We start from the raw sequence: 23,268 nt of genomic DNA on the forward strand, positions 1-23,268 counted from the left end.
AGCTTAATTTTTTATTCTGGTTTCTTTATTTTATTTAATTGATCATTAAGACCAAGCATCTGTTCTTTTGTCATTTTCACTCCAGCTGCTCCCATAAGACTTACTAATCTTAAAACAGTGAAGCTTCCCATCATTTTAAGCATAGGCTCCATGTTATCTACCTTAATCATAGAATCCTCGCCTTGACCCTTAGCCATTTCTGCGAATAGTCCAGTGAACCAAGCCTTTCCTTCTGGTGCTTTTATGATGTTTTCTAGCTTATCATTTAAAGAGAAGTGTCCATCAACCTCTGTGATATCGAACCAGTTAAGCACTGCTCCCTTTTCCTTTAAGCGGTAAGCTTCATTAAATACTTCTACCTTTCGGATATGGCTTTCATCCTTGCAGTCTCCAGCTACTGCTGTTAGAGTAGTTTCACCGTTGTTTGGAACCTGGAAGTAGAAGAAGTGGTCTTCACTCTTTTGTTTTCCAAGGCTTTCACCATTTACAAAAAGCTCAACCTCTGGAAGATTTGAGTATACTGTAACCTTTGTTACATCCTCTACTCTATCTACATAGCGTTTTCCACAGATGTGCACAAATGGCTCATCGGATAACCATGCCTTGTATGCATAGAAGGCATCCTTTTTATATTTACGATCAAAGGTAACAAGACCCTTATGGTTTTGGCCGTTTTCTCCACCTTCGTTACGAGCATCTGCTCCGAAGTCAAACATGTTCCATACATGGGTTGCCCAGATATATGGTCTTGTGAATAACTGCTTTATTAATTCTTCATGATAGTAAGCCTGATATTCTTCTGTGTAATCTCCCTGCTCTGGGTTTGAAGTATGCCAGTCTAGCGCTTCACAGCCATATTCACTAACACCTATTGGAATGTTAGGGAAGGTCTTGTGGAAGTTATCAAACCATGGACCATTCATGGAAGTGTCTCCACCGTACCAACCGAAATAATGGTTGTAGGAAACTACATCTGGAATCTGTATATATGGGTCATTAATATCACACATTGATACTACTGCTATAACAGTCTTTCTAGTCTTATCCATCTCATGAGCTAGGTCATTTAGTATTCTGTGGTTTTCAAGAAGATCCTCATCGGATTTTCCGGACATGGTTATTTCGTTGGAAAGTCCCCATACAACTATACTTGGATGATTGTAATTTTGAGTTATAAGCTCTTTCATCTGAGATATAGTATTTTCACGACCATTTGGCATATGAGAAGAGATATATGGGATTTCAGCCCAAACTACCATACCCTTTTCATCGCATAGGTCATAGAAATATTGATCATGCTGATAGTGAGCAAGACGGATAGTATTCGCTCCTACCTCGCAGATTAAATCCATGTCTTCTTCATGATGCTCTCTTAATAAGGCATTTCCAAGTCCCCATCTATCCTGGTGGCGGGATACACCTCTTAGAGGATAGCTTTCTCCATTAAGTATGAAGCCTTTTTCTGGGTCTATTTCAAAGGTTCTGCAACCAAATCTTGTGCTTACCTTATCTAGAACTTCTTCACCTTCTGTTAAAACAACCTCAGCTGTATATAAATATGGATCCTTTCTTCCATGCCATAGGTGTACATTAGGAATATCAAAGACTGCCTTTTTCTCCCCTGCTCCTTGAGTTCCTTCTGCTACAGTATTTCCTTCAGCATCCTTAATCTCATAGGAAAGAGTTTGCTCTGCTTTTTCATTAGTAAGGTAAACTTCTACTTCTACCTTTGCATCTGCTCCAGTTATTTCAGGAGTTACCTTTATTCCTGGACCACCATAGTATTCTAAATCAAAATGTGAATCACTAACTGCTATTATGTTCACATCTCTATAGATACCACCATAGAAGGTGAAGTCAGCATTCTGTGGGTAAACCCTATCATTAGCAGAGTTATCTACAGCTATTACAAATAAATTCTTCTCTTCTAAAGCCTCTGTTATATTTACACGCCAAGTGGAATATCCTCCATCATGGTGTGCTAGCTTCTTTCCATTTAAATAAAGATCAGCGGAGGAGTTAGCTCCTTGTATTTCCAAAAAGTACTGTGCACCTTCAGGAAGTTCAACCTTTTCTATTTCCTTAGCATAATAAGCAGTGCCTCTGAAATAGTCAGAACCTCCATCCTGTCCATCGATATTATTCCAAGAATGTGGCAGATTTACCCAGTACCATTTTTCTGGCATAGACTGTGGAACTTCTGTTGCTTCTTTAGTAAATGCCCACTTTGTATTAAAATTAAATACTTCTCTCATGTAGAACCTCCTATTGCAATTTTCTGTATTTATCAATACATTGATATAATGTTAACATATCTGATAACATTTACTTGAGAACTATTTTTAGGTAAAATAGCACTATTTTTATTTTACTTTTTATTATTTTTATTATTCTTCCTAATAAAACTAATTAACATTAATTTGTGTTAGTTATATTGTTTTAATACTAAGTAATTGCACTGTTAATAAAAAAATCCCGAATCTTGAGATTCAGGATAGTTCCATATAAAATTACTCCCTCAGTTCTATGAATAGTCAAAGGCTAAACAGCCCAAAACTGATACATCTGCCAATATAGGGTTGCTATAATTATTATCATTAAGAAGAATACTGTAATAATATATTTAATTCTTCTCCTTAAGCCCCCCTGGATTTTTTTCCAGAAATATATTAGCCTACCTCCAAGAACCGTCATTAAAATGCTTAGAAGCCCACAGAGTGCAAACTGCCAGGTATAATAGCTGCTAGGAGCATAACCTATTATCTGATAGATAATGATCCCTAGATTTATACCCCATAATAAGATAGCTCCACAAGCTAGATAATTCCATAAGTTAAAAGAATTTTTTTCTAAAACTACCCCCTGCTTTTTCCTCTTTCTTATATATATAGGTCTGATAATACATCCGCCAATTATGAGGGTAGATAAGGAGTAAAAGAACGCTCCAGGAATTAGTATCAACAAAAGCCAAATAAATAAAAATTCAGGGGTTGATAGCTTTAACATATCTCCATAGGAAGCAGTGATTTTCTCTATGCCATTATCTTCACTATATGCCCAAAAGCCATCTAAGTTACCTTCATCTAATCTCATAATAACGGCACTATAAAGAGCTAAGGGTCCCTTTAATATAGTTCGTGCACTTCTATAAGCACCTTTTATTGATTCCTTTGGTCTTTCATTAACCTTAAGACCTTCATAGACTCCAAAGACAAACTCTGACATACTATGATTGAAGGGCATCTCATTTGCCTGGTTAGTCATGATTACCATGCCAATACCACTTTCTAAGTTCAACAAAAGGTTTGATGAGCCTCCAGCGGTATTTCCTCCATGCCCTAAAACTGAAACCCTATATTCAGTAGTCCAGAAGCCATGATGATTAAGAGGCACATCTGTATTACCATAATAAGAGGTAGCCTTTTGCAGCTCCTTTAGTGTACTGATATTTTTAAAGAGAACCAGCTTATTACTCTCTTCCTGAAGAAGCGCTTGTCCAAAGGTACGAATGTCCTCTAAGGTTCCTGTAACCATTCCTGCAGGATATAAAGCAATATGATAAAAACTAGTTCCTATGGTCTTTCCCATAGAGTTATAGCTTTGCAACTTTTCTCTTCGCTCCCTCACCCAAGGATTATCAGATAAATCTGGCCTAATAGCAGTGTGGTCCATACCTAATCTTTCAAAAATATTTATCCTTACATATTCATCAAAGGATTTATTGCTTATTCTCTCCACAATATAGGCAGCTAGACCAGAGCTCCAATTAGAATAGGCCGTCACCTCACCTGGCTTAAAAACCTGCTCCGGCATATGGTGCTTCAGCTGCTCTTCAAGGGAAAGCACCCTTTTAGAGTCAGCCAAGAACAAATCACTGAGCATATCCTGGAAGCCAGCATTATGATTCATTAAATTTATCATGGTAATAGGTGTATCATAATTTACATTAGTAAGAAACCCCTTAGGAAGATAGACTCTTATATCCTCCTCCAGGTCAATAAGTCCTTCCTCCCAGAGCTGCATCACACTAACCCAAATTAGAGTTTTACTTATAGAACCCCATTCAAAGACACTATTGTCATCAGCATATATCTTTTTTTCCTTATCAGTAAATCCAAAATAATTCTCATAGATTACTTCTTCTTTATCAAATATGGCTACTTCCATAGCTCCCATTGTATCTTTATGGTTCTCAACGAAGTGTTCTATTTCCTTAGGGATATCCTCATAGGTAATTCCCGACGGAAACACATTATTATTAGCTGCCACGGCGCTGTTGGTAAATATACCTAAAAATATTAAAATTGCTATCAAAGATACCATATACTTCTTCATTGCTTTATCACTGTGATTCCTTATCATTTAAAGCCATCCTCCATCCAATAATTTACTAAGGTTATCTTTAGTAGCTTTAATACTTTATTATATTATTCTATCACCTATATACATATTCTGCTAAATTATACTATTAATCCTAAAATATTCATATCATTGATAATATCAATATACCTAGCAAAGGGTTATTAATTTTTTCCATTGTTATAATTAGAGCCTACTAATAATAATGAGCTATAAGATCAATAAAATGCATCATAACTTCTAAAATATGAATCTACAGAATATTTCTAGGAACGAAAAACAGCTTATAAATTTTAAAGGTTCAAAGCACAAGACAGCTTTTGCTTTGAACCTTTTGGGGCAAGCTTATAAATTTCTAAGAAACCTAACATAGAACTCTACAGTTTTTATTAGAGTGTCTATGGGAATTCTTTCATCATGACCATGAATCATACTACGCTCCTCCTTGGACAGGCTCATGGCTGAAAATCGATATACATGATCGGTTATTTTGCAGTAATGCCTAGAGTCGCTGCAGGCCATCATAAGATAAGGAGATATTATAGCTTGAGGCCAGGTCTGATGAATAGCTTCCTTTAATTTATCCCATTCCTCGCAGGAGGTATCGGAATAAATCGAAGGATTCATACCATTTATAACCTCTATTTCTATTTTGTCATTATTTATAACCTTCTTCAGATATTCCATTGCAGATTCAATGGTATCCTCCCCTAGAAGTCTCATGTTGATTCCAAAGCTAGCCTTAGGAGGAAGTACATTGTAAGCTTTGCTACCTTCCATTCTAGTAACAGCTACCGTCGTCCTCATCATAGCATTTAACTCTCCCCCAGCCTTCCTGCAGATCATATCCAGCACAGGAGCAAATAACCAGAGGTTAGCAAAAATTATGCGATATAAAAAGGTAGAGCTTCTTCCTAGGGTATCGAACATCTCAGCTACAGGCTTGGTAAGCTGTCTCTTAAAGGGATGCTTTTCTATGGAAACTACAGCCTCACTTAACTGCCCCAAAATCGTACGGACAGGAGGCGTAGAAGCATGCCCTCCGCCAGAAGTCATGGAAAATTTCATGTTTACTCCGCCCTTTTCACCAATACCTATGAGGGCACATTCCTTATTAACCCCGGGAAAGACCTTTTCAACTACGGCACCACCTTCATCTAAAACAAGAGCTGGTTTTATTCCCTTCTCTTCTAAATATGCTACAATATCTGCACAGGATTCACCATCTATTTCTTCTTCTCCAGAAAAGGAAAGGTATAAATCATTCTCTGGCACATACCCCTCCTGGAGCATCTGTTCCAAAGCTTCTAATATAGCACAGAGAGTTCCTTTAGTATCTAAGGTTCCTCTTCCCCAGATGCATCCCCCTTCAATAATCCCTTCAAAGGCAGGCTTAGTCCACCCCTCCTCCACTACAGGAACCACATCATAGTGAGACATGCAAACAGAAGGCTTTTCTGAGGATTTACCCGGTAAATAATACAATAGTCCTGTCTTGCCTATCTTCTCCAGCTTACAGGCTTTATGGATATTAGGAAATCGTTCCACCAGGAGATTTTGAAACTTAACAAACTCTCCTCTATCAACAAGCTCTTCATCCCTATTAGAAATGGTTTTGCAGCGGATCATATCCACCATATCCTTAACTATCTTATCATTATCTAGTTCTATGGAGTCTTCAGTTACAGGAGCCATAGGCTCTGACCTAAACCTAATTGTACGTATTAAAATTATCAAAATAAATATTGCTATAATTGCTAAAAATACTGACAAAATAATTTGTGAAGTCATTATACCCAACCTTTCTTATACATCACTCTAGCAGCTAGAAGAGCTATGACTACTCCCACAGGAACAAGAACCCCCACAGAGCTTGCCAAGGAAGGCACTGCCATAAATAAAACTACCATGAATATAAGTGGAGCTACAGCCAGCTTCCAATTCTTACTCACATAGACTACAGCTAATCCACCAAAAAGTGCTGGAAGAATATTATCAAAGGCTGGTGTCAGCTCTGGAGAGTTTAGTATTGGAGTTATTAGAGCTAAAAGAAATACCCCTGCTGCAAGTACCAAGGTTGTTACTATGGAGGAGGTAGCAATGGCTATAGTAGAGATTACTTCCCCTTCTTCTGTACCAGGCTTTACATTAATATTTTCCATGGCTGTAATAGCACTGGGTGCCTTCAAGCTAGTTAGATTACCGGTGACAAAAGCAAGGTAGGTGCCTCCCACTCCCAGCATGGGTGTGTAGGTTATAACTTCTATCACCCCAACAGTCCAGTATATTGGCGCCACCCCTAAAAGTCCTTTAAGCACAGCGGAAGCCTGCGGCCATGCATTGTACCTGATACAAATAGCTACAGGTACCATCATAATCACCACCACTGCAGTCCATATCCAAAGCTTCCCGTATCGGTCCGTTTCCTTCATGTATTCACTCATTTTTCTGTCCTCCTTAAGCTAGTACTGGTGTAATAATAACAGCAAATATCATAGCTCCCACCATGCTGATTGCCATGGCATAGGTTTCGAGCCACTTCATATTGAACTTTTTAATCAGCAATCCGCAAATCCCCATTAATCCTGCTGATACTAACAGTACCAAAACAGGTATCCAGCCACTAAGGCCTCCCCTAACATCAGCAAATACCATACCTAAGAAGGCAGAAATCATTCCCAAAAACATGGAGGTTAAAAATAAATCTCCCCATTTACTGTCCTTGTTCTTTATCTTCACCATTCCCCCTTGAATCTTCTTCATAAGAATTGGAGGTAAAATTATGCTAGGCAGAATCCCAAGGGTCATTACCCAGGCAATAGCTGAATAAACCTTTGGATCTGTTATGATTTCAGATAAGGATATTCCAAGAGCGTTTGCTGTAGATGTGGCAGCTGGTAGCTCATAGGTAAGAGCACCAATAACACTCATACGTATCCAGGGAAGTGGTATTCCCAAAAACTTCGATAAGGTCACAATTCCAATAAGGATAGAAACTGCTGGGGCAAGGGTAAAAACCGCTGTAGAAACTATTGTCTTCTTCAGCTTTTTGCTATCTAATCCAAGCTCCCTTCCTCGTCTGTAGGCTCGTACAAGAAAAAATAATGACTGTGCCAGTACAAAAATTATGACGGCTATAGCAATACAATATAAAAATAAACTATTAGTGCTAAATCTCATTTCAATCCCCCTCTTATTTTAATCTTTTTAAAATAATGCTTTTAATTTTTATATTTTTTTCCAATAAGGTGTCCCACATCTAATTATATATTCGGCCAGGATAGGTGTAAATCTAAATTAATTTAAGTAAATAGATAATTGTTAAATACAGAATAAGACTGAACCCAATATAAAATCACACGAAAATAAAGCCTCATCAGTCAATGGACGGAAGAAGCACCATAGGTGCTTTCCATCACTGAAGGATGGGCTATGATTTAACTAATATACTATCTTTTCTTCCCTTTTCAATCTAGCTTTTAAAAAGTATGTTGAACCTATCATTATAAAAAACATAGCGAGAAGAAATACTGGAAATAATTTAATACTAAAGGTTTCTACAAGTAATCCAAAAAACGGTGGGGCAAGCATTATGCTAAGATAGGCAAAAGCCATCTGTGTGCCTATTACCGCCTGGGAGATATCCCTACCAAAGTTATCAGGAGTCATGTGGGTAACATTAGGAAAAACAGCCCCATTTCCCAGACCTACCATAAACAACCCTATTGCAGAATAAACTACTGGTAAGGGTAACAATAATATAATTATTGCTACAGCAGTGATTATCTGCCCACTCTTAATTAATTCCCAACAGGAAAATTTATTTGCTAATACTCCTGATAGGAATCTACCTATGGCCATCCCCACAAAATATACAGTAATAAGCCCTGCAGCTTCATCTTCTGGTACACCTTTTGCATTTACAAGGAAGGTACTTCCCCATACCAAACAAATAGCTTCTATGGCACAGGAACCAATGAATATACCGTATTGTGCCCTTACTGTAGCCATTTTAAATAGCTCAATAAACTTAATATCTCTGGGCTTGTCTTCTTCCTTTGTTATAGCTTGTACCTTATTCCATAAAGGTAAAGCAAGGATTGTAATAATTGCGATGGTTAACTGAATAAAAAATACAGTCCTGTAGCCCCTACGCCAGTTTAAATCTTCTGAGAGAGCCAGTGACATCAAGTAAGGACTTAAGGAAACGCCTATTCCATAAAAACAGTGTAAAAAACTCATATGTGTTGCTTTATAACGGAGTGCTACATAATTATTTAGTGCTGAATCAATAGACCCTGCACCAATACCAAGAGGAACTGCAAAAAGACATAGCCATATCAAGCTGTTTGATAATGAGAAACCAAGCAGTGCAATAGCTGTAAAGCTGGTACTCATAGCAGTTACCATCCCTGTACCAAATTTATTAATAACCTTTCCGCTAAGAAAACTGGAAGTCACGGTACCGGCAGATATAACTATTGTAATAAAACTCACAGAAGAAACAGACACTCCAAACTGACGATATATTGCCGGCCATGCTGCTCCAAGCAAAGAATCTGGTATTCCTAAGCTTATAGCAGCTATATATGTAATTATCAATAGAATTGTTACCATTATATCTCTCCTTCACTTCTATATATAAAGCCTAAAATTATTAAATTCACTCTCTAATCTAAAATCTACTAATCTCTAAAATTATACTTTGTTGTTATAATTATGTAAAGTTTCATATAAAATACCTACAACTATTATCAATAGTTAATAAGCAATAAACTATGAGAATGCTTAAAAACCTGCAGGATTATTCTGATATAATATAGGTAACAAAAATAGGTAAAAAATCCTTTAAACAAAAAATTAGATAAGGAGGTATTTATGAAATATAAAATTATTGCCTGTGACTTAGACGAAACATTAATTAGACACGATAGATCAGTATCAAAAGAAGATGTTGAAGCCATAAAAAAAGCAGCTCAAATAGGAGTGAAATTTGTCCCAGCCACTGGCAGAGGATTTAATTCAGTAGATAAAACCTTAAAAGAATTAGGTTTATATAAAAAAGAAAATGAGTATGTGATCTCCTACAATGGTGGGGCCATTACTGAAAACAGTACAAACAGGTTTCTACATTTTGAGGGAATTTCATTTGAATTAGCATCAGAACTTTATAAAAAAGGACTTAATTATGATGTGTGTATTCATATTTATACAAAGGACAAGGTGTATGCTTACAATTACACTCAGGATGAAAGAGACTATTTAGCTGGCAGAATGGAGGTTACAGAAATCTTTAAAGATAATATTGATTTTTTAAAAGGACAAGAAATAGTTAAATGCCTTTATATGAATACTGATTTTTCATATCTTAAGGAAATAGAAAAGGATATAAAAGAAATTACTACGGGAATTGATATAAGCTATTCATCTAATAGATATATAGAATTCAATCATAAAGGTGTAAACAAAGGAGCAGGGTTATTATCCTTAGCAGAGCATTTAGGTGTTAAGCAGGAAGAAACAATAGCAATTGGGGATAATTTCAATGATTTATCTATGATAAAAGCTGCAGCCTTAGGAGTTGGAGTTCAAAATGCTGTAGAGGAGATTAAGAAATATTGTGACTATTTAACTAAAGCAACCTATAATGAAAGTGCAGTTGCTGAGGTAATTAATAAATTTGTCCTTAACCAAATTAAATAATAAGGAATGATACATATGAGGATTATTGAAGATTTAAAGTATAATTCAGGAGAAAAAGCTTTTTGGATATATTTATCAGAAGTAATTAAACATACTGTGCTCGTATGGCTACTCATATTTTTTACTTATGTGAAGAATCGCATTTTGATAATCTATTGATTATTTATTATATAGAGAAATTGTTTCTTGAGTCAATCATACCTTATGCAAAAAAGAGCTAGAACCCCTTATTATTAAAGACTTTCTAGCTCTTTTCCCCTTACTTTGTCTTTCATATATTATTATTTAGCTACATCAAAAACAAATCCATCATAGACTTCTCAGCCTACTGTTTGAATTACTGTTGTTCTAAAGGTTGAAAAACCTTGTTGTTGCTAATACATCACTTTAAGTTTGTGTCCTATAATTGTCCTTGTGTCTTTATCTATGGATATGCATAAGCCTCCAAAATCATCTAGACCATGTTTTGCTAATAATGCTGCTATTCTTAACTCATTATCAAATTGCTTACCTTTAGAATCCATCATTCTTACATCCATATGCTCAATAAGCCAGTGTTCCGTTTGATTCCCAGGAGTATCCTCGTCAAACAGCCTCACTTTAGGATTTGCACCATGTTCCAAAAGGTATTTTGTAATGTAATAGTCTTCAGCACATACTGCAATGGATAGCGGTGTTTCAACCATACCACCTGGTTGTAGCTTGCACAGGTTAACGTCAGCGCCATTGGTGAAAAAGAAATTCATCTGGTCAAGAATACCACTAGAACGACTTTCCAAAGGCGTTTGTTGTCTAAATGAAACAAAGCTTTCCCAAAATTCATAGTCACACTGATCACGGGAATTCAATTGTTCTGCTTCTTCACTAGGAATATCACCGTATGAATAGTATCCATTTAAAAACTCTGCAAAAAGTGAGTTTCCATTTTCGTTGCATATATTAATTGAATTCCCCAGTTCAATCCACTCTTCTATGGAGGAGAAGTCATATTCCATCACCCGGCGAAAGAGCTCTTCTTCCATCGTAATATCCTCCTTATTCCTAAAGCTTTAAGTAAATGAAAGCTATAAGGACAATCATAATTTTTTATGGTCCCATGAAAGAAATCAATTCATATTCTGGTGCATATTCCATCATAGCTTCCATACGTCTGCAGAATCGTTCATAAAAGCTGATGGCAACATTGATATTATCCCTAATGATTTGATCATGGGAAGGTAATCCTTTAGTATGAAAATAATCCTGAACAAAACTATAGGCTCGATAGTATTTCTTCAAGGTTTCAAGCTTTGGGTTATGGAAATCCTTTTGCAGTAGCTCCAAGTATTCTCTGATATCTACAATCATTTTCCTTATGGAGTCATAGGTATATATGTTGTATTCAAGATTCCATTGAAAGTCATTTCCACAAAACTCTCGACAGGTATAAGGAAAATCTGAGTCGAAATACTTATCAAGGAAGTAATATAGAAACTCATAAATGTCATCTTCTTCAATAGAAATCTCTTCCGGACGATATTCATCTACACCAAATCTGTATTCATCACTACGCTCAACTTGTTTCACAGGCATTATCCAGAAATAACTACTGGAGTCGTGGCCTTCAACAATAGTAATTTGAGCTTTATCATAAGAGGCTGCCTTGATTTCACCGTAGGTGATTTTTGCAGTTGCGTTACCAAGCTCCATGAAATGATTCTGCAATGTGACACCGAAATAGTACCACCCCTCATAAGACTGGCGAATAAAAAAGCCAAATTCGCCCTTAAGCCAGAATTGGTAGGTATAATTCTTGAGCTCCTCTCTATATGTTGAAGATCCGCTTTGACTTCTAATAGTTCTTTCAAGGCATTGTACCCTATCTATAGATTTTCCTATGAGGCTTCGGAAAAATAGATTAGAATTAAAATTACTGCAGTTTGTTCCGTCAACAACATTACTGGGAATTTGATTCACTGACATCTTAATTCCATCACCTCTCCAGGGCATGATTTCAAATGTCGTATCATCCTCAAAAACGAAAATCACAGGTTCACATATTAAAACCTCACAAGGTAGCAGTGTTTCGTTGATATATGGATACCTTCCGGAATTTATGTTCTCATAAGAAACACCAGCATTAGCCAATGTACGTTGCATATTTTGAATATAGCTTTCTTTTTCCATATTCTTCGCCATGCCAATAACATTCACCGCTTTTATAGTTTTACCACTAATACCGAAGGATTTAATAGCACTATCTATCTCTATGGAAGTTTTATAATTATCTGCATTCCAAAGGTGCCAATCAAACACATTTTTATTCATACCCATCACTACACCTTCATTCACTCTATTTTTATATCACTGAGCTTACAATTTATCTCTCCGGCATTTCAATGATCAATGGTATACTGACACCATTGCACAACGACTCTTTATTTGGACTTACGGGTCGTTGTGAATCGACGCCTTTGACTCTATTTGCCAAGAAATTCAAGTCTTAACTCCATAAGAATACTTCCTAATAGATTTTGTCCAGGCCATTCAGAGGGAGAAATTAAAGCAGCATCTTCTGCAGCTAATTTAATTCCCCAAACACCGTCATATGGACTTGCCTCAGCAAGCAATGCTTCTCCAGTATCCAAAAGTTTTTCCATAAGATCTGGATTCTGCTGAAATTTTGCTCGATTACCCTCAGTCATTATTCTCACCTTATTAGCATCCCACAGTTCAGCATCAAAGGGCTTTACCAGCTTGCCAAGAGCTTTACATTCCTTCGGAGTACTTGCTCTAAGAATCGCTGTATATCCATCAGCATCGTGAAAAAGTTTGGCCTTTTGTGCCATTACATATTGCTCAACATTCCGATACTTAAAATCATCTATGACAAAGGGGCTTTCATACCAATTACTCAAATATCCGTTTTTATCATATTCGTGCCAGAAAAAAACATACTTAGGTCTTTCTTCCCTTTTATCGTTGGTGATATAAGAACCACGGTCCATAATTTGCAAAGTATCTTGCGGTATCTTTTTATAGTTTTCTCCCATAATTGAGACCTCCATAGGCTTCTATCAAATAATTTCCCAAACAAAGGTAGCGGTGTCATTCACATCTATATCATCAGGCTCAATATCTGCGTCGAACATACCCTTAGCCATTAATGGCATAAGGCTATCCTCCGCTTCGAATCTTGTTTTTGATATGACGCTCAGTTCCCCCCAATTATAATCAATGGTCAGAAGTTGACCAAGATTCACACCGGAAGCTTCACAGAGAAGCTCGGCTTTTTTCTTTGCATTAGTTGTAGCGTCTCTCAAGAGCATATCATTAATCTCTGCTGGATTCTTTACGGTGAAGGTTATATTAAGCTCCGGCATTGCCAAACAGCTTCCGATAGCAGACAATGTCTGAGCTAAGCGTTTTGTATCAAAATCAAAAGCAAGCTTCAACCTATGGGAACACTGGTAACCAGAGAACACGCTCTTGTAGTTACCATTTCGTTCTTTGACACTCTCATAACTGGTGCTAACATTAAAATTTATTGTTTTCAAAGAGCCCTTTTCAAAGCCCAATCTTTCTATAGCAGCATTCAATTGTTCCATTTGGTCCGATGCTATTGCCATAGCCCTATCGTAATCCTTATCCTTTGCTTCCAAGGACATTGAAATTATCACATAGTCTGGTTTTGCAGAAACCTTTCCAACACCTTTTACTGTAATTGTTCTCGGCATATTTATTACCTTCCTTCCGTTTTATTGGTATTATTCTACCGCAACAATACACATAAATGGTCGCATACTAAGCGACTATTCCATATAATATACATGCTCTATTTTCTTTGTTTTGGAACATCAATTACAATTTTATTACAAGTATCGCAGTAATAAGCATTAAGTGACGCATCGGAAAAACCATACCATCTCGCCAAAAGGATACTGTTTCGACTTCTAGCCCATCTTGTAAATCCTATTACAGATTCACCATCGGGTGTCCATGCCAATACGTTATCAGCCTTAATTTGACCTAACTTCATGTCTTTATCACAATATGGGCACTTCATATTCTATTCCTTCCTTACAAATTCATATTTATCACACTCTTTCAATAAATAAAGTATATCAAAACACTATGTGAAATTATACCATATGCATAAAAAAGCCACATAAAGTATGACCTTATGCAGCTTTACAGCATTTCAGATATTATTCCCACTCAATAGTAGCTGGTGGCTTTGAAGTTATATCATATACTACTCTATTAACATTTTTTACCTCATTAACTATTCTTGAGCTTATCTTCTCTAGAAGCTCAAAGGGTATGTGAGCCCAGTTGGAGGTCATACCGTCAGAGCTGGTTACGGCTCTTAGGGCTATGGTGTGGCTGTAGGTTCTTTCGTCTCCCATTACCCCTACGGAGCGAATGTTTGGAAGACAAGCAAAGTATTGCCATATCTTGCCCTCTAGGCCAGCCTTGGCTATTTCATCACGGAAGATAAAGTCTGCTTCTCTGGTGATTTCAAGCTTCTCTTCTGTAACTTCACCTAGAATTCTGATAGCAAGACCTGGTCCTGGGAATGGCTGTCTCCATACTAGATCATGAGGTATTCCAATCTCCTCACCTACGGCTCTTACTTCATCCTTAAAGAGCTCTCTTAAAGGTTCTATAAGGGATAGATTCATATCCTCTGGAAGTCCTCCTACATTGTGGTGGCTCTTTATAACTGCAGAAGTGGAGGTTCCACTTTCCACTACGTCAGGATATATGGTTCCCTGAACAAGATAGTCAACATCCTGAAGCTTGTTAGCCTCTTCTTCGAAAACTCTAATAAATTCTTCACCTATTATCTTTCTCTTCTTCTCAGGATCCTCTACTCCTGCAAGCTTTCCTAGGAATCTTTCCTGAGCATTTACTCTTATGATATTCATCTGAAATCTTTCCTTAAATATCTGCTCCACCTGATCTCCCTCATCCTTACGAAGAAGTCCATGGTCTACGAATATACAGGTAAGCTGATCTCCTACAGCTTTATGTACAAGAACTGCTGCTACAGAGGAATCTACTCCTCCAGATAAAGCACAGATTAGCTTCTTGTCTCCAACCTTTTCTTTAATCTCTTTAATTTTTTCTTCAGCGAAGGAAGCCATGGTCCAGTTCTTAGAAAGACCACAAACTCCATAGATGAAGTTTTCTATCATTTTAAAGCCAAAGGGTGTATGCTCAACCTCTGGATGGAACTGTACTCCATAAAGCTTCTTTTCCTCATTTTCTATTGCAGCCGCAGGGCATTGAGATGTGCTAGCAATTATGTTAAAGCCTTTTGGAATATCTTTAACAAAATCCGTATGACTCATCCAGCAGAGCTCTTCTTCCTTTAAATCCTTGAATAACTTACTTTCATTTTTCAGCTTGATTTCAGTCTTTCCATACTCTCTAACCTCTGCTGCTGTAACCTTACCACCAAGGGTATGAGACATAAGCTGACAGCCGTAGCAGATTCCAAGTACAGGAACCCCTAAATTAAATATCTCCTCATCCACCTGTGGAGCTTCATCTCCATACACGCTGTTAGGTCCACCGGTGAAGATTATACCTTTAGGATTTTTCTCTTTAATCTTATCTATTGAATAGCTATAAGGAACAATTTCACAATATACCCCTAACTCTCTTACTCTTCTAGCTATGAGCTGATTATATTGACCTCCAAAATCCACTACAAGCACTAAATCTCTCTCCATGTATTTCCTCCCGATTGTTATCTATAAGTAACACTTTTCTATATAATTATAAGTCTTAATTTCCAGTATTCACACTATAATTTGGTGATTCCTTAGTGATGTATATATCATGTGGATGGCTTTCCTTAAGTCCTGCAGAAGTCTGAACTACAAATCTTGCAGTTTCATATAAAGTTCTTAAATTCTTAGCGCCTAAGTATCCCATACCGGATCTTACTCCACCAAGAAGCTGGAATATTGTATCAGCAAGATAGCCCTTATAAGCAACTCTTCCTTCTACCCCCTCTGGAACTAGCTTCTTAGCACCTTGCTGGAAGTATCTATCGGTGCTTCCCTTTTCCATGGCTGCTAAGGAACCCATTCCTCTATAAACCTTATAGCTTCTTCCTTGATATATTTCTATAGCTCCAGGAGCCTCTTCACAGCCTGCTAGTAGTGAGCCCATCATTACTACACTTGCTCCAGCAGCTAAAGCCTTAACAACATCTCCTGAGTACTTTATTCCTCCATCAGCTATCACAGGAATTCCATATTTCTCACCTACCTCTACACAGTCCATAACTGCTGTAAGCTGAGGAACACCAACACCAGCAACTACTCTTGTAGTACAGATAGAACCAGGACCAATACCAACCTTTATAGCATCAGCTCCTGCCTTTATTAGATCCTCTGCTGCTTCTGGAGTAGCAATATTACCTGCTATAATCTGAAGCTCAGGATATTTTGCCTTTATCTTCTTAACTCCTTCTATAACCCCCATGGAATGACCATGAGCTGTATCTAAGGTAATAACATCTACATGAGCATTTACTAAGGCCTCTACTCTATCCATCATGTCAGCTGTAACTCCTACAGCTGCTCCGCAGAGAAGTCTACCCTTAGAATCCTTAGCAGCATTTGGATAAGCCTTAGTCTTTTCTATATCCTTTATAGTTATAAGACCTACTAGATTATTTTCATCATCCACCAGTGGAAGCTTTTCTATCTTATGCTTCTTTAATATTTCCTTAGCTTCCTCAATGGTAGTTCCCACTGGAGCAGTGATGAGATTTTCAGAGGTCATAACATCTTTTATCTGCTTATTATAATCTGTTTCAAAGAGCATATCTCTGTTTGTAACAATACCTACTAGCTTTCCGTCCTCAGTAATAGGTACTCCAGATATCCTGTATTTTCTCATAAGATCCTCAGCATCCTTCAAGGGATGTTCTGGTGAAAGGGAAAAAGGATTAGTTATAACACCATTTTCCTGTCTCTTTACAGTGTCCACTTCTTGAGCCTGCTGCTCAATAGACATATTTTTATGTATAATTCCTATTCCACCTTCTCTAGCCATGGCAATAGCCATCTTAGATTCCGTTACAGTATCCATACTGGCGCTCATGAAAGGAATATTAAGCTTTATAGTTTTTGTAAGATTAGTATTTACCATTACCTCTCTAGGTAATATTTCTGATTTGTTTGGTATTAAAAGAACATCATCAAAGGTATAGGCAGTTTTTAAAATGCAAGCCATTATTTCACTCCTCCAAAATTATAATTATTTCTGTTATCTTAAATAAACACTTATTTATTAATTATCAACTCAATAGAACCCTTATAAAAATACAAAAAGACAGCTAGTCACTATAAGCGAAACTAACTGCCTTAAAAAATCCCAGACAAAATTAAGCTTCACCCATAGTCGAAAATTAACGGTTTTCGGTAGAGACTCCCTGCCATATTCAGGGGATATATGAGCGTTATCTATTAAATTAAAGTTAATTATAATGGTTAACGGGAGACTTGTCAACAAAGGTCAGCAGGCAAATTAAAAGCCATGAAATTCTTTCAATTTATTTTAATTAAACTCGTAATTTTATATTAAAAAATCTTACTTTTATCTTTCTTTAGTGAGGAATTTATTTTTCTTTGATAAATTAAACAAGTTATTTATAAATATAAAATATATATTAATGAATAAAAAGAAAACACCAGACAAGCTGGTGTAAGTAATAAACTAAATGATATTAATTAAAATATACAATTAAAAAACATCTGGTAATGATACTGCCCTTATCTTGAAATCACTTCTTTTATTTGTCCCTTCTAAGGTAGCTGAACAATTTATATTGCCAGGGTGTTCCCCAGATAGCTTTGCACTAAAATTATAGTTTATAATATAATAATTATAGTTTGATCTATCGCCTTCACTAAGTTTAATTTTTAAATTAATTGTCTTATTATCACCATAATCTATAACTATATTAGCTGGATTAATGTTCAGTCTTTGCAGCCTATTATCACTATCTACCTTGTAAACTACAATGTCCTTCTCTGTAATTTTAATATGATTTATTCCTGGATCCTTAGTGCTGTTAATAGTTATACTTAATGTAGTTTCTTCTCCAGAGTTTCGTACTAAGGCAGCTAATCTTGCTGAAGACACTTCTGCAATATCTACCTGTGAATTTTCATATAACAAATAACCTTCTCCTGACGGTTTTCCCTCTGTAGGATCATTTTGAAACAGTCCTTGCTTTAATATAACATCATCAACTATAGAAACATTAAACGGACTGAATGATAAAGTTTTGCCCACATTTTCTATATCACTATAAGTAAATATTGCGTCTCCTGTAAGATTATAATTCCCTAATGCCTTTCCTATTATTTCCAGGGCGGCATTAATTTCATTTGCTTCGTATTTTTTAGTGATATCGTTATATACGTAAATTAGGTCTGGAAATTTTAATGTAGCTGTATTTTGATTGTTTGACAATAATAGCCCTTTTGGCAAATTTTCCGTAAGTTGTAGGTTCTTAATAATAAACTCAGACCTTACTTCATTTGCAATATTCTTCATATTAGTAACTAAAGCTTCTGAACCTGCTGTTTTATTGTCAATGAATATTCCATTGGCATCATTAGCCATATCAGTAAATAACTTATTATCAGCTTTTGCACCTAAAGTAATAAAATATGAATTTACCATTATAGTTTGGCCTCTAAGCCTTTGAGACATAGCCCTTGCATATTCTGTCGCCCTGGTTACAATAACATCATCATCATCGTCGTCATCTGATGTATTACCTAAAGAATAACCTACTTTCCCACCTTCACTGCTCTCATTATCTATGGTAGAATAGTGCTCGTTTTCCTCACCCACTTTATAGGTATAATAATCAGCTTCTCCGTTTCCTATAACTACAATGAATTTTTCTGAATTGCTTTGACTATTAACAGTTAATAACCATAGTGATTTTCTAATAGCATCACCAATATTAGAACCACCCTTATTATCAACTTTTAGACTATCAATTTTTTGTTTTAATTTATCTTTTTGATTACTGGTAACAAGGTATTCACTCCCATCTATAGGGATAGCAGTTGCACCAGAATTGAAGTTTACAATACCAATCTTCACATTAGAATCACCATTCATTTGATTAATAAAGTTATTTGCAGCATTTTTTAATATACTGAGTTTTTTTTCCTGCTCCGAATTCGCCTTTACTCCCTGAAGATTTTCACTCATTGTACTAGAAGTATCCAATACAAGAATTACTTCCTTTGGCTTTACAGCATATGTGGCATTTATAGCAGTAGGCTTTATATTATAATTCATAATAAAAGATTTGTTTATCCCAACTTCCCTAGTAGTATTGTCTTTAATATTCCTTGTTAATTCAAATGACATATTAGGTGCCGTAACATTTATATTTAGCATTGGCATTGGCTTTGTTATTGTTGACTTTTTTAAATCCTTATAAGTAAAATTCCAGTTAGTTCCTGAAAATATATATGAACCACTCTTGCTAGGCTTAAAACTAAGAGAAATATCAAAAGTCTGTGCCTCATACTGCCTAGTTGATGAATTTAATGTATATTTGATATTAGGAATCTTAAAAGTATATTTATTTCCGTTTATTTCTACATTATTTAAGCTTCCTATATAGCTTAGGTTAGAAGGTATATTAAGATTGACCCTTATGTCCTCTGTAACATAGTCTGCTTTTATTTCATCAGCAATTTCATTATATATTGAATTCAAAGCATCGGCATTCAAAGCTTCTTTATAAACCCCGCCAGACTTACCAGCTATTTTATTGAGATTATTCGAATTTACACCATTGCTAAAGCCAATAAGATAATTTTTAAGGGATCTGTCTTTAATTTTTTGAGCCATCCGCTCACTATATTCTAACCCTTTCCTAGAGTTACCAATCGCATTAACTCTTTTATCTAAGGTATCGATATTTTCATAGTAACGTCTTATAGGAATTATTAAAAATACATATTCAATATAATAGCTATAATTTGTTGGTTCTCCATCTGTCATTAAAATAATATACTTTTTAGCAGCTGTAGAATCCTTCATTATACTTAATGCTTTTCTTATACCATCACCTATATTTGTTCCACCATTATATTGTAAAGAGTTAATAATAGTAGTGAGAGTCGAATTATTTGTATTACTATTAACTAATTCTTTCTTTATCTCGGCTCTGTAGTCATAAGTTACAATTGAAATATTAGTATTTCTATCATCTTTAAATTTATTTATAAAATTAATTGCAGCATCCTTTAATGCTTGTAGCCTCGTTGTTGTTGTATGTGGATTTTCAATAGATGTTTGATTAATATTCTCTTTCATGCTCCCTGATGTATCAATAACCAAGACTATGTCTTTTGTGTTCTGAACATTAATGCTATCCTTAGGTATAGAACTTGGAGTAAAAGTATACTTTACAGTAAATTCTTCATTTACCCCAACATTTACCTGAGAATGACTTGGGGTAACTTGTAATTCAGGAGTAGGACTATCATCGATAGGAGTATCGGAGCTTGCCCTATCATTAAATACAAACAAGCCCGTAAGAATAATAACCACCATAAAAAAGCTTATTCGACTGAAGGTCTTATTTATTTTCTTCAAACTTTCACCTCCTATTAATCTTTATTTCTAAAGTAAACATTATTATCGGTTTCGTATTTTATATCTTCTACACTTAATTTAACAATAATTCTTATAGCTGATGTTTTAGAATAAGTATCTATACCATTTATAGGCTCTATTAGCACCTCTTGAATATGCGCCTTCACTGTCTTTTCTTCACTATTATTAAGATTTTTATAATACAATCCATCGCTTTTTACTTCTAAAGTATTTTCTTCCATTTCACCATTTAGATATTTTATATAACTAATGCTTTTTTCTTCTATGCTTTCAGTTACATCTACATCATTTGTATCCTCAACAATAAGTATTTTGTTAGCCTCCATAAGCTTTTTAGAAATCAATTCATTAATCATTTGAGCATCATGCTGAAGCTGGGATTTTGATGAGGTTACATTAAGGCTTCGATAATTACTTAAAAAGAATGGTAAAACTATTAGCATTACTATAGACATAATCGCTAAAGCTAAAATTAGCTCTATCAGCGTAAAGCCTTTAACTTTATGGGTGATTTTAATCATTTCTATCACCTCTACTTCACTATCTTCCAATTATTTGTACTTATATAGTTACTTCTTAAGTTATTGCTCAAGTTTTCAGTATCTATACTTTTTATTATTTCTATTTGTTGATAATCAAAAGCTGTACCAGTAAATAGCTCCCCAAATATTTGTGGATTTTCTGCAATCCTTCGCTTCACATACTCTGAGTTATATTGCAATGCAACTTTAGCATTTCCTTCAACAGTTATACTTCCTCCAGCAATAATAGTTCCAGAAATCTCTATTCCGTTAGATATAACTATATCTCCTGGAGCTATTATTATTCCAGTGCCCTTACCATTTTTAATAGTAAGCTTATTATCTGAGCTTCCTCCTCCATACCCTGCTTCTATTCTTAAGGGGGTATTATCCTTGTGAATATATATTATTTCAGTTCCTTCATCACTATCCTTTATGTTGGATACTCTCGTCAACTTAGATAAATTGATTTCTTGAGAAAAATTCTTTATAGAGTTAATTTTGGCTGTATATTCATCTTTCCTATTAACCCCAACTCCTGGAGAATAATTGTGTCCTTTAATGACCGGTTTTCCATCAATACCCTTAGTAATTATTATTCCTGTACTTACTGTATTCTCTGGAAGACTTATTCCCTCTAATTTTAATGCTGCTCTATTTTCTTCTAGCTGTGAATAAAGAATAAAGTACTCACTCTTCTCCTTTGCTATTAATTCTCTTTGATTACCATTTTTAAATCTAGCTACAAGCTGCAATGGACTAATATAATCAAAAATAACATTATCTTCATTTAGAGAGTCAATCCCTACGTCTTGATCATTAGTAAGTCCTTTTGAATATGCTCTATAGTTACCCTTTACCGCAACGGATTCACCAGTCTGATATTCTGGGTTACTTTTGATGTAAGCGGTGCCTAAAAACATAGCCTCTCCCTTAATATTTATTGATGAACCTTCCTTAAGCCCTATATCTGGAGAGTTAATTATTATAGCACTTGAATTCTTACTCTTATCTTCAATTGTACTTTTATCTGTTACATCATTAAATCCAAAGTATCCCTTATCTACGTTTATAGTAGAACGTGAAGAATTTAAAACTAGATCATTATTAGCAAATACCTGACCTTTAATATTCACAAGAGAATTATTAGCAGAAGCTATTAAAGAAAGGCTACCAGTATATAAATTACTATTTCCATTAATCATATAAAGACTACTCTTATTATCTTTTAAAATTGTATCCTGTACTGTAATTATTTCTCCCCTTGTATTTAAAGCAGCTGAGTTTCCTAGTATAAGTCCTTTTTCCTCTCCTGATACAGCTCCTCTAGTATAAATATCTCCATTAACTTCAGTGTTTCCATATATGTTAATATTTCCTTCCGCATAAAGAGCCTTAGTCCATATGCTTTTAACTGGTAAATTTACCTTCATACTTTCATAAGAATATGGATGTGAATATTTTGGTGTTGATAGTTTATAGTCAGCAGTAATAATCCTATCATTGATCTCTGATTGATTATTTTTAGTTATAAATTTTGATTGGAGCTTTATAATAAGATTACCTTGATCGTTAAAGTGTATATTTTCAGTTTCAGTTATAATATTAACCTCAGGGGCATCTTTATCCCTACTTATAGGCATAAGTCCATCATTATTATTTCTTATATCTATAATTTTTAATTTAAGCTCTTTCTGATAAGCAGATTGAAATATTTCATTCTGCTTTATTATAAGCTTATTACTCTTTTTTTCTTCTTCAGATAAATCTGGAAGTGCTGCTTCTACAGCCTCATTACCTTTATCTATAGAACTATCAACAATACTTCCTAAAACAGCAAGGGCTTCATCTAGCCCACTTTCTGTCTCGTATAGATTTTTTAGCCTTGCACTTTCATTAACTCTAGCTTTAAAATCTCCTAATATAAGTGAAAGCATTGAAGTAGCTACTATAATAAGTATAGACATAATTACTAGTAGAGAAATTAATGATGAACCTCTTTTAGCCTTACTTCTCATATACTTCC

General features: G+C 35.4%; 17 protein-coding genes and 1 riboswitch. Of the genes, 1 reads left to right on the plus strand and 16 read right to left on the minus strand.

The window, feature by feature from the left end; genetic code table 11:
* Window positions 1-11: 11 nt before the first annotated feature.
* From ACPWSR_RS00590 to ACPWSR_RS00615, 6 genes are all read right to left on the minus strand, one after another.
* A complete protein-coding gene (locus ACPWSR_RS00590; protein WP_426349754.1) occupies window positions 12-2,255 on the minus strand; it encodes a glycoside hydrolase family 2 protein in 2,244 nt (747 codons plus the stop codon).
* Between the two features lie 286 nt (window positions 2,256-2,541).
* Window positions 2,542-4,362, minus strand: a complete 1,821-nt coding sequence (locus ACPWSR_RS00595; RefSeq protein ID WP_426349755.1) for a serine hydrolase domain-containing protein — start codon at window positions 4,360-4,362, stop codon at window positions 2,542-2,544.
* 342 nt (window positions 4,363-4,704) lie between these two features.
* Window positions 4,705-6,150 carry a M20/M25/M40 family metallo-hydrolase gene (locus tag ACPWSR_RS00600; protein WP_426349756.1) on the minus strand — a complete coding sequence of 482 codons (1,446 nt, stop codon included), beginning with the start codon at window positions 6,148-6,150 and terminating at the stop codon, window positions 4,705-4,707.
* Entirely contained in the window at window positions 6,150-6,803 is a 654-nt protein-coding gene (locus tag ACPWSR_RS00605) for a hypothetical protein (RefSeq protein WP_426349757.1), read from the minus strand. Before ACPWSR_RS00605 ends, ACPWSR_RS00600 begins: the two co-directional genes overlap by 1 nt.
* 13 nt (window positions 6,804-6,816) lie before the next feature.
* The gene (locus ACPWSR_RS00610) at window positions 6,817-7,539 is read right to left on the minus strand and encodes a DUF5058 family protein (protein ID WP_426349758.1); all 723 of its coding nucleotides are present in this window, start codon (window positions 7,537-7,539) and stop codon (window positions 6,817-6,819) included.
* A gap of 261 nt (window positions 7,540-7,800) precedes the next feature.
* Complete coding sequence (locus tag ACPWSR_RS00615; RefSeq protein ID WP_426349759.1) at window positions 7,801-8,976, minus strand: MFS transporter; 1,176 nt, start codon at window positions 8,974-8,976, stop codon at window positions 7,801-7,803.
* A 261-nt stretch (window positions 8,977-9,237) separates the two neighbouring features.
* On the opposite strand from ACPWSR_RS00615, the gene ACPWSR_RS00620 reads away from it, so the two are divergent.
* The gene (locus ACPWSR_RS00620) at window positions 9,238-10,062 is read left to right on the plus strand and encodes a Cof-type HAD-IIB family hydrolase (RefSeq protein WP_426349760.1); all 825 of its coding nucleotides are present in this window, start codon (window positions 9,238-9,240) and stop codon (window positions 10,060-10,062) included.
* Window positions 10,063-10,436: 374 nt separating this feature from the next.
* Here the strand turns inward: ACPWSR_RS00620 and ACPWSR_RS00625 are convergent, their stop codons facing one another.
* The 10 genes from ACPWSR_RS00625 to ACPWSR_RS00670 form a co-directional block, all read right to left on the minus strand.
* On the minus strand, window positions 10,437-11,084 hold the full coding sequence (locus tag ACPWSR_RS00625) for a hypothetical protein (RefSeq protein WP_426349761.1): 648 nt from the start codon (window positions 11,082-11,084) through the stop codon (window positions 10,437-10,439).
* 64 nt (window positions 11,085-11,148) lie between these two features.
* Window positions 11,149-12,393, minus strand: coding sequence for a hypothetical protein (locus tag ACPWSR_RS00630; RefSeq protein ID WP_426349762.1), 1,245 nt, complete (start codon window positions 12,391-12,393; stop codon window positions 11,149-11,151).
* A 128-nt stretch (window positions 12,394-12,521) separates the two neighbouring features.
* The gene (locus ACPWSR_RS00635) at window positions 12,522-13,094 is read right to left on the minus strand and encodes an NADAR family protein (RefSeq protein WP_426349763.1); all 573 of its coding nucleotides are present in this window, start codon (window positions 13,092-13,094) and stop codon (window positions 12,522-12,524) included.
* Window positions 13,095-13,118: 24 nt separating this feature from the next.
* Entirely contained in the window at window positions 13,119-13,778 is a 660-nt protein-coding gene (locus tag ACPWSR_RS00640) for an SIMPL domain-containing protein (RefSeq protein WP_426349764.1), read from the minus strand.
* A 98-nt stretch (window positions 13,779-13,876) separates the two neighbouring features.
* The gene (locus tag ACPWSR_RS00645) at window positions 13,877-14,107 is read right to left on the minus strand and encodes a PF20097 family protein (RefSeq protein ID WP_426349765.1); all 231 of its coding nucleotides are present in this window, start codon (window positions 14,105-14,107) and stop codon (window positions 13,877-13,879) included.
* A 142-nt stretch (window positions 14,108-14,249) separates the two neighbouring features.
* Window positions 14,250-15,782 (minus strand): glutamine-hydrolyzing GMP synthase, encoded by a 1,533-nt coding sequence (gene guaA / locus ACPWSR_RS00650; protein ID WP_426349766.1) that lies wholly within the window; start codon window positions 15,780-15,782, stop codon window positions 14,250-14,252.
* 55 nt (window positions 15,783-15,837) lie between these two features.
* The gene (gene guaB / locus ACPWSR_RS00655; RefSeq protein WP_426349767.1) at window positions 15,838-17,298 is read right to left on the minus strand and encodes an IMP dehydrogenase; all 1,461 of its coding nucleotides are present in this window, start codon (window positions 17,296-17,298) and stop codon (window positions 15,838-15,840) included.
* A gap of 145 nt (window positions 17,299-17,443) precedes the next feature.
* Window positions 17,444-17,541, minus strand: a riboswitch (purine riboswitch).
* 267 nt (window positions 17,542-17,808) lie between these two features.
* On the minus strand, window positions 17,809-20,700 hold the full coding sequence (locus ACPWSR_RS00660; protein WP_426349768.1) for a VWA domain-containing protein: 2,892 nt from the start codon (window positions 20,698-20,700) through the stop codon (window positions 17,809-17,811).
* A 14-nt stretch (window positions 20,701-20,714) separates the two neighbouring features.
* Entirely contained in the window at window positions 20,715-21,272 is a 558-nt protein-coding gene (locus ACPWSR_RS00665) for a PilW family protein (RefSeq protein ID WP_426349769.1), read from the minus strand.
* Window positions 21,254-23,260, minus strand: coding sequence for a hypothetical protein (locus tag ACPWSR_RS00670; protein ID WP_426349770.1), 2,007 nt, complete (start codon window positions 23,258-23,260; stop codon window positions 21,254-21,256). Before ACPWSR_RS00670 ends, ACPWSR_RS00665 begins: the two co-directional genes overlap by 19 nt.
* Window positions 23,261-23,268: the final 8 nt, after the last annotated feature.

This window comes from Alloiococcus sp. CFN-8, assembly GCF_049943125.1.
GTDB lineage: Bacteria > Bacillota > Clostridia > Clostridiales > Clostridiaceae > JAEXZL01.

Coding starts and splice junctions, on each gene's coding strand:
- guaA (WP_426349766.1), bottom strand. CDS start 15,782: ATGGAGAGAGATTTAGTGCTTGTAGTGGATTTTGGAGGTCAATATAAT.
- guaB (WP_426349767.1), bottom strand. CDS start 17,298: ATGGCTTGCATTTTAAAAACTGCCTATACCTTTGATGATGTTCTTTTA.
- ACPWSR_RS00615 (WP_426349759.1), bottom strand. CDS start 8,976: ATGGTAACAATTCTATTGATAATTACATATATAGCTGCTATAAGCTTA.
- ACPWSR_RS00625 (WP_426349761.1), bottom strand. CDS start 11,084: ATGGAAGAAGAGCTCTTTCGCCGGGTGATGGAATATGACTTCTCCTCC.
- ACPWSR_RS00640 (WP_426349764.1), bottom strand. CDS start 13,778: ATGCCGAGAACAATTACAGTAAAAGGTGTTGGAAAGGTTTCTGCAAAA.
- ACPWSR_RS00605 (WP_426349757.1), bottom strand. CDS start 6,803: ATGAGTGAATACATGAAGGAAACGGACCGATACGGGAAGCTTTGGATA.
- ACPWSR_RS00645 (WP_426349765.1), bottom strand. CDS start 14,107: ATGAAGTGCCCATATTGTGATAAAGACATGAAGTTAGGTCAAATTAAG.
- ACPWSR_RS00610 (WP_426349758.1), bottom strand. CDS start 7,539: ATGAGATTTAGCACTAATAGTTTATTTTTATATTGTATTGCTATAGCC.
- ACPWSR_RS00635 (WP_426349763.1), bottom strand. CDS start 13,094: ATGGGAGAAAACTATAAAAAGATACCGCAAGATACTTTGCAAATTATG.
- ACPWSR_RS00600 (WP_426349756.1), bottom strand. CDS start 6,150: ATGACTTCACAAATTATTTTGTCAGTATTTTTAGCAATTATAGCAATA.
- ACPWSR_RS00620 (WP_426349760.1), top strand. CDS start 9,238: ATGAAATATAAAATTATTGCCTGTGACTTAGACGAAACATTAATTAGA.
- ACPWSR_RS00590 (WP_426349754.1), bottom strand. CDS start 2,255: ATGAGAGAAGTATTTAATTTTAATACAAAGTGGGCATTTACTAAAGAA.
- ACPWSR_RS00670 (WP_426349770.1), bottom strand. CDS start 23,260: ATGAGAAGTAAGGCTAAAAGAGGTTCATCATTAATTTCTCTACTAGTA.
- ACPWSR_RS00595 (WP_426349755.1), bottom strand. CDS start 4,362: ATGATAAGGAATCACAGTGATAAAGCAATGAAGAAGTATATGGTATCT.